Origin of the sequence: Intestinibacter sp. (genome assembly GCF_051866655.1) — a bacterium.
GTDB lineage: Bacteria > Bacillota > Clostridia > Peptostreptococcales > Peptostreptococcaceae > Intestinibacter.
In genome coordinates this window covers 1-1,664 of the sequence record NZ_JBJDXL010000186.1, presented here as the reverse complement: position 1 = coordinate 1,664, position 1,664 = coordinate 1, and the positions used below count along the sequence as shown (strand labels likewise).

4 protein-coding genes are annotated in these 1,664 nt (G+C 32.3%); all 4 read left to right on the top strand.

Going from position 1 to position 1,664, the window contains the following annotated elements:
* The first annotated feature begins 222 nt into the window (after window positions 1-222).
* A complete protein-coding gene (locus tag ACI3VO_RS05735) occupies window positions 223-669 on the top strand; it encodes a hypothetical protein (RefSeq protein ID WP_439756990.1) in 447 nt (148 codons plus the stop codon).
* Window positions 670-822: 153 nt separating this feature from the next.
* Window positions 823-1,104 carry a hypothetical protein gene (locus ACI3VO_RS05730; protein WP_439756989.1) on the top strand — a complete coding sequence of 94 codons (282 nt, stop codon included), beginning with the start codon at window positions 823-825 and terminating at the stop codon, window positions 1,102-1,104.
* A 128-nt stretch (window positions 1,105-1,232) separates the two neighbouring features.
* A complete protein-coding gene (locus ACI3VO_RS05725) occupies window positions 1,233-1,415 on the top strand; it encodes a hypothetical protein (RefSeq protein ID WP_439756988.1) in 183 nt (60 codons plus the stop codon).
* Window positions 1,416-1,417: 2 nt separating this feature from the next.
* Window positions 1,418-1,664: hypothetical protein (locus ACI3VO_RS05720; RefSeq protein WP_439756987.1), on the top strand; the 247-nt coding region annotated here is incomplete at its 3' end.

The following is a 1,664-nucleotide window of genomic DNA, read 5'->3' as shown; positions in this document are numbered from 1 at the left end:
TGTTTTTAGACTGGTTTCTTTGTATCAATGCAAAGCATGGTACTTATATAATAAAGTGAGGTATGAACATTTAAAAGAATGGTGGGATTAAATGAAAGCACCCGAATTCATAATTGGAAAACGACACCTTAACCTATCTGAATGTTTTGATTAGTTATGTAAAATGTATGATTACAAAGTCTGGATATATTATGGTGAAAACAAGAAGTATTAAATAGGATTATGAAAGAAGATTTTAATGTAATTAAGTTATCTTTGGATCGTGCTACATATCAGATTGTTCGTAATAAAGTTACTATATGTAAATGTTTCTTTAGAATCCCTGCTGATATAGTACAATTAGCATACGATACTCAGTACAGTAAACAGATACTAGGAATAGTAAGAGGAATAGTAAATACCAGTTCTAATTCATATTTTACATTATATTCTGAAGGATATGCTTATTGCCATAGTAAAGATGCTTTTAATGAGAAGACAGGAAAGAGCATTGCTTTTGCAAGAGCCTGTATCTCTGCTCATAGAAAATTCCTTGCTATTTTAAATATGGTAGAGGCTGCACTTTATCTAAAGAACTGTAAGGTATCTGATAATCAACGAAGAGAGTTCCGTATAATAGAAAATGAAGTAAACTATCTTAATTCTTTAATTAATAAAGAATCTAACTAATTAAATATGAATGAGAATATTGATCTTTATGAGATTCTAGAAAACTATCCAGTAGGAACAAAACTATGAAGTCCATTATGTGGAGTTTGTTACCTTGTTGCAGTAGAGCAATATACTGAAACTATAAAAGTTAAGGCTATTGACCGCACTGGTTTGGAATATAAGTATATAACATTTCATAGAGATGGAAGTATTTATCCAAATCTAAGAGGCGAGTGTCTATTATTTCCTTCTAAAGAGGAAAGGAATTGGAGAGATTGCGTATATACAAGAAACTTTAACTTTAAATGTTGTAATGATGATTCTGAAGTAGTAGTTATTTCTACTGAAACTAGAGGTAATGGAATACCTGCTAATAGAGTATCAGAACTTTCTAGATACGCAGAAATGTATGAAGATTATGTAAATTCAATAAATTCACAAGTAATCATATGAATTTAGTAGAAAAATTAAAAGACTGTCCTAAAGGGACAAAACTATATAGTTTTATCCATAATTGGAGCAAATGGGAATGCCCCAAGCCGAAGTTTGACCCCAAGACGTTGAATCCGTTTGACAGGGTGTTGTGCAGGAATAAAAACACTAAAGTTTGGTTTGGTGACTTATTCTCACATTGGCACGACGAGAATTTTTCAACTGTTGGTAATGGATATTATGACATTGTTATTCCATACAATGATGACACCAAACATCTTGTAGGTACAACAGATGAAGCACCTGAGTATTACAGATATTGGGAGGATTGAGTATGACAAGAGAAGAAATTGAACAACTGAATGGCGTTGAACCATACTGTATAGAGACGGATAGAGAGCAAAGTTGGTATGAGTTTGGATTGGTACAAGGTCTTGAAACAGCAGACGAAAATCCTAAATCTCCTTGGATAAGCGTTAAGGACGATTTGCCGTGCTATTATACCGAGTTTTATAGAAGAATTGGGAATATTCTTTATACACGAAAATGCTTAGTTATATTGTCTGATGGTAGTATAATGA

Bases quoted from the DNA above. Each gene is read 5' to 3' on its own strand.
- ACI3VO_RS05735 (WP_439756990.1), top strand. From the start codon at position 223: ATGAAAGAAGATTTTAATGTAATTAAGTTATCTTTGGATCGTGCTACA.